The 7664-nt window shown below is 41.0% G+C and carries 7 protein-coding genes and 2 tRNA genes; 5 read left to right on the top strand and 4 right to left on the bottom strand.

Annotation, left to right across the window (positions count from 1 at the left end; genetic code table 11):
* The 3 genes from RDN93_RS21050 to lon form a co-directional block, all read right to left on the bottom strand.
* Positions 1 to 877, bottom strand: an 877-nt coding sequence (locus RDN93_RS21050; protein WP_308747291.1) for an LptF/LptG family permease, incomplete at its 3' end; no start/stop codon positions are given.
* A gap of 3 nt (positions 878 to 880) precedes the next feature.
* Positions 881 to 2011 carry a tRNA guanosine(34) transglycosylase Tgt gene (gene tgt, locus RDN93_RS21055; protein WP_308747292.1) on the bottom strand — a complete coding sequence of 377 codons (1131 nt, stop codon included), beginning with the start codon at positions 2009 to 2011 and terminating at the stop codon, positions 881 to 883.
* A complete protein-coding gene (gene lon / locus RDN93_RS21060) occupies positions 2008 to 4476 on the bottom strand; it encodes an endopeptidase La (protein WP_308747293.1) in 2469 nt (822 codons plus the stop codon). The genes tgt and lon overlap by 4 nt, the downstream gene beginning before the upstream one ends.
* Positions 4477 to 4693: 217 nt before the next feature.
* Here lon and RDN93_RS21065 point away from each other — a divergent pair, with 217 nt between their 5' ends.
* The gene (locus RDN93_RS21065; protein WP_308747294.1) at positions 4694 to 5404 is read left to right on the top strand and encodes a methyltransferase; all 711 of its coding nucleotides are present in this window, start codon (positions 4694 to 4696) and stop codon (positions 5402 to 5404) included.
* Positions 5405 to 5440: 36 nt separating this feature from the next.
* Here the strand turns inward: RDN93_RS21065 and RDN93_RS21070 are convergent, their stop codons facing one another.
* A complete protein-coding gene (locus tag RDN93_RS21070) occupies positions 5441 to 5635 on the bottom strand; it encodes a hypothetical protein (RefSeq protein ID WP_308747295.1) in 195 nt (64 codons plus the stop codon).
* Between the two features lie 150 nt (positions 5636 to 5785).
* Between RDN93_RS21070 and RDN93_RS21075 the strand changes: the two genes are divergently transcribed.
* The 4 genes from RDN93_RS21075 to RDN93_RS21090 form a co-directional block, all read left to right on the top strand.
* The gene (locus RDN93_RS21075; protein ID WP_308747296.1) at positions 5786 to 6559 is read left to right on the top strand and encodes a class I SAM-dependent methyltransferase; all 774 of its coding nucleotides are present in this window, start codon (positions 5786 to 5788) and stop codon (positions 6557 to 6559) included.
* Positions 6560 to 6650: 91 nt separating this feature from the next.
* Positions 6651 to 6725: transfer RNA gene (locus RDN93_RS21080), tRNA-Pro, on the top strand.
* A gap of 34 nt (positions 6726 to 6759) precedes the next feature.
* Positions 6760 to 6834 (top strand) — tRNA-Pro (locus RDN93_RS21085).
* A 252-nt stretch (positions 6835 to 7086) separates the two neighbouring features.
* Positions 7087 to 7664 (top strand): phage integrase SAM-like domain-containing protein (locus tag RDN93_RS21090; protein WP_308747297.1); only part of this gene is annotated, 578 nt, incomplete at its 3' end.

Below are 7664 nucleotides of genomic sequence, written 5' to 3' on the forward strand. Positions count from 1 at the left end.
GAATGAAAGAGGCGAATGACATGGCAATTCGTTTGTGATATTCAATCTCAAATTCTTTGATATTGGCAAATCCTCTTCGCTTTTGTTTCTCAATGTAGTCACTTAATTGAGGGCTGGTCAACATTTCCTGCTGATTCTTCATGATGAGGAAGTCGGAAGGTTCCATATTGATGATAGAATCAATCCGGTCTCCCTTGGTGATTTTTTCTTTTAGACCGTCCAACTCACGTATCATATAATCATGGATAGTCCATTTATGAACGGTAGTCGTGTCATAAGTAATGCGGCGTGCGGTCAAGTGGGAAACAAGTTTTTTATCAACAAACTTATCCAAAGAAAAACGGTTTCCTGTTTTCATCGCATTGTTATAGTTGTCTATATATGCGATGACTCCATTATCAACTTCTAACTGTACGTTGCGTGCTGTATTCTGTTTCTTGGGTTTGATATACCTGTCCTCAAAGTTTAGTCGTGTCACGCTTCCTTTGGGTATTACATACGAGCTAAGCATGAATGTTGTCAATGCAATGATGGCAGCAGAAATCATGTAAGGACGCATCATTCTCTTGAAACTCATACCAGTGGAGAACATGGCGATGATTTCAGAATTCTCCGCAAGTTTGGAAGTAAAGAAAATAACAGCAATAAATACAAACAACGGACTGAACAGGTTGGAAAAATAGGGGATAAAGTTCATGTAGTATTCAAGAATGATTTTACTCCATGGGGCTTCATGTTCCATCAATTTGTCCATCTTCTCGTTGAAATCGAATACCACTGCGATAGAAATGATTAATGCAATAGCAAATACGTATGTCCCCAAGAATTTCTTGATGATATACCAGTCCAGCCGTTTTATAAATCGATTGCTTTTCATTCTTTATAGTCTAGTTGATACTCTTTTGACCATCATCGGTTTCCAGGTCGAGAAATCTCCTGCAATGATGTGTTTTCGTGCTTCACCTACCAGCCACAGATAGAAGGCCAGATTGTGTATAGAGGCGATTTGCATAGCCAATAGTTCTTGCGCATGGAAAAGATGACGTAAATAGGCCTTGCTGTATAATGTGTCTACACAGGAAGCACCGTCTGCTTCGATAGGAGAGAAGTCCGTTTCCCATTTTTTGTTTCGCATATTGATGATGCCGTCCTTGGTGAACAGCATGCCATTTCGTCCGTTCCGGGTAGGCATTACACAGTCGAACATATCCACTCCACGTTCGATTCCTTCAAGGATATTGACGGGGGTGCCGACTCCCATCAGATAGCGAGGTTTGTCTTTGGGAAGGATCTCATTGACAACCTCTATCATTTCATACATTTTATCGACCGGCTCACCTACCGCCAACCCGCCGATGGCATTGCCGTCGGCACCTTTAGAAGCTACAAATTCGGCTGATTGCTTGCGCAAGTCGGTATAAACGCACCCTTGAACGATTGGGAAAAGCGATTGGCTGTAACCATATTTAGGTTCAGTTTCATTGAAACGTTTTATACAGCGGTCAAGCCATCTGTGTGTCAACCCCAATGACTTTTTGGCATATGCATAATCCGAGTCTCCCGGCGGGCATTCGTCAAAGGCCATCATAATGTCAGCACCAATTGTACGTTCTATATCCATCACCTTTTCCGGGGTGAAAATATGCTTACTGCCGTCAATGTGTGAACGGAATTCGGCACCTTCTTCACGGAGTTTCCGGATTCCGGCTAATGAGAAGACTTGAAATCCGCCACTGTCAGTCAGCATGGGACGGTCGAAACCGTTGAAGCGATGCAGGCCGCCTGCTTTCTCAATTACGTCCAGTCCCGGGCGCAAATAGAGATGATAGGTGTTGCCCAGAATAATCTGTGCCTGAATATCTTCTTTCAGTTCTGTCAGATGTACTCCCTTGACAGTGCCCAATGTGCCTACCGGCATGAAAATCGGTGTCTGTATCTGCCCGTGGTCTGTTGTTATCAGACCGGCACGGGCATTACTTTTGGTGTCTGTATATTGTAAGTCAAATGTCATTCCTGGCTGGTTTTCTTTACAGATAAATCGATGGCATCCGCAACTTTTTCATTTGTCAGTGCGATGGCGAATACTTCTTTTATGTCGTTTACATAGTGGAAAGTCAATCCCTTCAAATAGAGATCCTGAATTTCATCTATGTTCTTTTTGTTTTCGGCACTCATGATGATTTCTTTGATTCCGGCGCGTTTGGCAGCTAGAATCTTCTCCTTGATGCCGCCGACCGGAAGTACTTTGCCGCGGAGTGTGATTTCTCCTGTCATGGCAAGATTGGCCTTCACTTTTCGTTGAGTCAACGCAGATGCCAAAGAAGTAGCCATAGTGATACCTGCGGATGGACCGTCTTTGGGGATTGCTCCTTCGGGTACATGGATATGAATATTCCAGTTGTCAAAGATCTCTTCATCCAAATTTAGGATGGAAGCATGAGCTTTGATATATTCAAGTGCCAGCATGGCAGACTCTTTCATAACATCTCCCAAGTTACCGGTCAAGGTAAGGCGTCCGCCTTTGCCACGACTCAGACTGGTTTCAACGAAAAGAATCTCACCGCCTACAGCCGTCCATGCCAATCCGGTAACTACGCCGGCATATTCATTTCCCTGATATTTGTCACGTGTATATTCCGGAGCTCCCAGGAAGTCATACAAATCGGCAGGTTTGATTTCTGTCTTGGTAAAATAACCGTCGGTTGCGTATTGACGAGCAGATTTGCGGAGAATTTTTCCGATTTTCTTTTCCAGTTCACGAACGCCACTCTCACGGGTATATGATTCGATAATGGCTTCCAGCGTATCTTTAGGAAGTTTGATATCCGTTTTTTTAAGTCCGTTGGCTTCCAGCTCTTTCGGAACCAAATGTTTACGCGCAATCTCAACCTTTTCTTCAGTGATATATCCGCTTACCTCAATCAGTTCCATACGGTCGAGCAATGGGCCGGGGATTGTATTCAAATTATTGGCTGTCGCAATAAACAATACTTTTGAAAGATCATAATCTACATCCAGGAAGTTGTCATGGAAAGCCGTATTCTGTTCCGGGTCGAGGACTTCCAATAATGCAGAAGAGGGATCTCCCTGGCGGTCGGCGCTGACTTTATCTATTTCATCCAAAATAAATACCGGATTGGAAGCACCTGCTTTTATCAGGCTCTTGATGATTCGTCCCGGCATAGCGCCTATATATGTTTTGCGGTGGCCACGGATTTCTGCTTCATCATGTACGCCGCCTAAGGACATACGTACATATTTGCGTTTGAGTGCAGACGCAATGGATTTTCCGAGGGATGTCTTACCAACTCCCGGAGGACCGTATAAACAGATGATCGGAGATTTCATATCATCCTTCAATTTCAATACTGCCAAGTGTTCCAAAATGCGCTCTTTCACTTTTTCCAATCCGTAATGGTCTTTATTCAACGTCTTTTCTGCATTTTTGAGATTCAGATTGTCAGTTGTATAAACGCCCCACGGGAGGTTCAACATTGTTTGCAGATAATTAAGCTGCACACTGTAGTCCGGTGATTGTGGATGAGTACGTTCCAGTTTCGCCAGTTCCTTCATGAAAGTTTCTTTGACTTCCATATTCCAACGCATGCTTTCTGCTTTCTGGCGCATTTCTTCTATTTCCTGCTCCTGGCCGCCGCCACCTAACTCATCCTGAATAGTTTTAATTTGTTGTTGCAAGAAATATTCACGTTGCTGCTGGTCAATGTCTTCACGGGCACGCATCTGGATGGATGCTTTGATTTCAGCCAACTGTACTTCACGGTTCAGAATTTCTAATAAGCGGTAAGTACGTTCACGCAATGAGTTGATGCTCAGCAAATCGATCTTTTCATCTTTCTTGAATGGCAGATTTGAGCAGATGAAGTTAACCAGGAACATCGAGTTATTAATATTCTTGATAGCAAATGCCGAATCCTGATGCATTGTATCTGATGATTTGATATAACGCAATGTCAAATCCTTGCATGTCTCTACCAAAGCTTGGAATTCTTTATCGCTGTTGTTGGGAACTTCTTCTTCCAAAAGTTCAATTTCACCTTTTAAATAAGGATGGGTATCGGTAATACTTTTCAGATTCAAACGTTTCATTCCCTGAAGAATGACAGTTGTTGTTTGGTCGGGCATTTCTAATACCCGCACAATACGACCCACAGTACCGATGTTATGTAAATCTTCCAGTTTAGGATCTTCCGTATGTGCTGATCTCTGACATACTACCGCAATATCTTTATGTTTTTTCTCGGCATCGCGTATGAGCTTCAGGGAAGACTTACGCCCCACTGTGATAGGCAGGAATACCCCGGGAAACAACACCATATTACGAAGGGGGAGTACCGGAAGAATTTCACCAGATTTAATATTTACATCGAATGCGTTCTCATCGTTACCATCATAATCAGTAATTAACGAGAAACCGTTGTTATCACCTACATCTTCCAATAAGTATCTTTCTTTCATCTTTTCGTTTTAATTTAGTTTATGTCATACAAATATGCATAAATCGTTTGCAAAGTTAATTGATTCTCTCTAATAATAAAGCACAGTTTGGAATAAAAACACAAAAACAATGCCAAAATATAGGGCGATAAACGAAGTATTCCATAATAATTATTTATTTTTGGCGGTTTACAGTAAGAAAGTAGAATAAAAACAGATTTAAAAATAAGCGGATAAAATGTCGAATCCTTATTTTCAATTTAAGCAGTTTACGGTGTGGCATGATAAGTGTGCTATGAAAGTTGGTACAGACGGAGTGCTTTTAGGGGCGTGGGCTTCTGTCAGGAATGCACATCGGATTTTGGATATTGGGACAGGAACGGGATTGGTCGCATTAATGTTGGCTCAACGTAGTTTGCCGGATGCGAATATTGTCGCTTTGGAAATTGACGAAGCCGCTGCCGGGCAGGCCAGAGAAAACGTTGCTCGCTCCTCTTGGAAGGAGCGGATAGAGGTAGTGCAGGTTGATTTTAAGAAATATCAATCTTCGGCCAAATTTGACGTGATTGTTTCTAATCCTCCGTATTTCATAGATTCATTGGGGTGTCCGGATCAACAGAGAAATTCGGCCAGACATAATGATTCTTTGACCTATGAAGATTTATTGGCGGGGGTGGCCGGATTATTGGCAGAAGATGGAACTTTCACGATTGTAATCCCGGCGGATGTGGCTGATAGAGTAAAGATGATAGCTTCTGCGAAGAGAATGCAGGCGGTTCGACAATTAAATGTGATAACCAAGCCCGGTGGTATCCCTAGACGCACTCTGATTACCTTTTCTTTTGCTAATCAAGAATGCATTGTGGAGGAACTATTGACGGAAGTTGCCCGACACCAATATAGTAAGGAGTATGTAGCATTAACTCGGGAATATTATTTAAATATGTGAGTAACCCGGAAGAATCATAAAAAGCAGAGGATGAATTCATCCTCTGCTACCCAAACTGTTCGTATCGGGATTTAGTGCTTTTACAGCTTCTTTCACTACTTTCTTGGTTGGGTTACGATAAACTTCCGCTTGTTGTACCGGCATTATCTCATTCACCATTCTTTCATATCCTTTTTGTTCTAACAAATGAACTTCTTTTTCATTTGTCTCTTTTGTTTTTTCTGTTTTCATATTACTTTTCTTTTTTAATACCTACTTTCTTTGAAAACAGAAAATAGTGGAGTATGGTTCATTTTACCAGAATATATTTTCAGTTAATTGATCTCAATAAGTGCATTAATATATATCTTTGTCCCTATAACAATTCCCATTATTTAGATTATGAAAGAAAATAAATATGATGATAGTCGCTTCTTTAATCAATATTCTAAGATGACTCGTTCGGTAGAAGGATTGCAAGGTGCCGGAGAATGGCATATATTACAGAAGATGTTACCAGATTTCACTGGGAAAAGAGTATTGGATCTAGGATGCGGATTTGGTTGGCATTGTATCTACATAATAAAGCACGGGGCCAACCACGTAACTGGAATTGATATTTCTGAGAAAATGCTGGAAGAAGCTCGGAAAAGAAATCCTTCTCCACAGATAGAATATAAGTGCGTGGCTATTGAAGATTTCGATTATCGACCAAATTCATATGATATTGTAATCAGTTCGTTGACTTTTCATTATCTTGAGTCCTTTGTAGATATATGTCGAAAGATTAACAAATGTCTTACTAAAGGAGGCTCGTTTGTATTTTCAGTAGAGCATCCGATATTTACTGCTTACGGCAATCAAGAATGGTGTTATGACTCGGAAGGTAGACGTATTCATTGGCCGGTAGATCGTTATTTTGCAGAAGGCAAACGTGTCGCTGTCTTTTTAGGTGAGGAAATTTTTAAGTATCATAAAACGTTGACTACTTATATTAATGGTCTTCTTCAAACCGGATTTGAAATATGTGAATTAATAGAGCCACAACCGAGTGAAGTAATGTTGGACACTATTCCGGAAATGAAAGATGAACTTCGCCGTCCCATGATGCTTCTGGTTTCTGCAAAGAAAAAAGTAGAGATGCAAACGGATGAAATTCAGGTTGTTGAGAAATAATAAGTAAAAAATATCCCTTTAGTTATTGTTAATTAAAAAATACTCCGTATCTTTGCACCGCTTTTGAAAAGAACAACCCTTCAAAAAGTAGCGGGGTGTAGCGCAGTCCGGTTAGCGCACCTGCTTTGGGAGCAGGGGGTCGTGGGTTCGAATCCCGCTACCCCGACTACAAAGAAAGAGGGAGTTCGGTTAAAAGTTTTCGGGGTGTAGCGCAGTCCGGTTAGCGCACCTGCTTTGGGAGCAGGGGGTCGTGGGTTCGAATCCCGCTACCCCGACGAAAATTTCAAGTCAAGAAAAATTGAATGGTGTTGAGCTGATACAGTTTGTATCGGCTTTTTTCGTTCATGCAAAATAGATGTAAATATACCCCATTTTGGGGCAAATAAAGAGGGTCTTTCTTTGAACTATCTTTGAACATGTTTCTCTATTTGCATCCGTTTAGGGGAAATTAAAGCAATCTCCTATCAAATTACCCCGATTCAAGCTGTTTAATGCGATTTTAAACCTTTAAAAAACATTAAAACAGTATGGCAACATTTAAAGCAGTCGTTTTCCAAAGTGGAAGGAATATCAAGCAAGATGGAACATCAAATATAAAAATTAGAATCTATCATAATAGAGAGTCGCAGTACATAGCTACCGGTTACTATATCCGTCCTGAAAGCATGGACGACTCCGGGAGAATCTTATCGAACGTGGTAAACGGAGAAATGATAGAGTATGAAATAAATGCTTATATACAGAAAATCCGGAGAGAATACTTAAAGTTAGGGCAAGAAAGAACTCAATTTATGTCGTGTATGGATTTGAAGGAAGAAATAGAGAAATCTCTTGCTCCTGATGCCGAATTCATAGATTTTGTAGAGTTTGCTCAAAACATAATAATCCAAACCAAAAAGAAGAAAACAGCCGAGTGGTATAGTTCCTCTATTGACACTCTTTGCTGGTACACAAAAAGGAAGAAGATAGATATTAAGCTAATCACCTCTTTTTTGCTAAATAAGATGATTAAAGACCTATACCAATCAGGCCCGGCGGGCATCCCGTTGGAACCTGGCACAATAAGCCATTATCTTAGAGGCTTAAGAGCATTATACAACAAAGC

The sequence above is a fragment of the uncultured Bacteroides sp. genome, assembly GCF_902491285.1.
GTDB lineage: Bacteria > Bacteroidota > Bacteroidia > Bacteroidales > Bacteroidaceae > Bacteroides.

What these genes read in the sequence shown, in the direction of transcription:
- RDN93_RS21075 (WP_308747296.1), top strand. Translation starts at nt 5,786, where the DNA reads ATGAAAGAAAATAAATATGATGATAGTCGCTTCTTTAATCAATATTCT.
- RDN93_RS21065 (WP_308747294.1), top strand. Translation starts at nt 4,694, where the DNA reads ATGTCGAATCCTTATTTTCAATTTAAGCAGTTTACGGTGTGGCATGAT.
- lon (WP_308747293.1), bottom strand. Translation starts at nt 4,476, where the DNA reads ATGAAAGAAAGATACTTATTGGAAGATGTAGGTGATAACAACGGTTTC.
- RDN93_RS21070 (WP_308747295.1), bottom strand. Translation starts at nt 5,635, where the DNA reads ATGAAAACAGAAAAAACAAAAGAGACAAATGAAAAAGAAGTTCATTTG.
- tgt (WP_308747292.1), bottom strand. Translation starts at nt 2,011, where the DNA reads ATGACATTTGACTTACAATATACAGACACCAAAAGTAATGCCCGTGCC.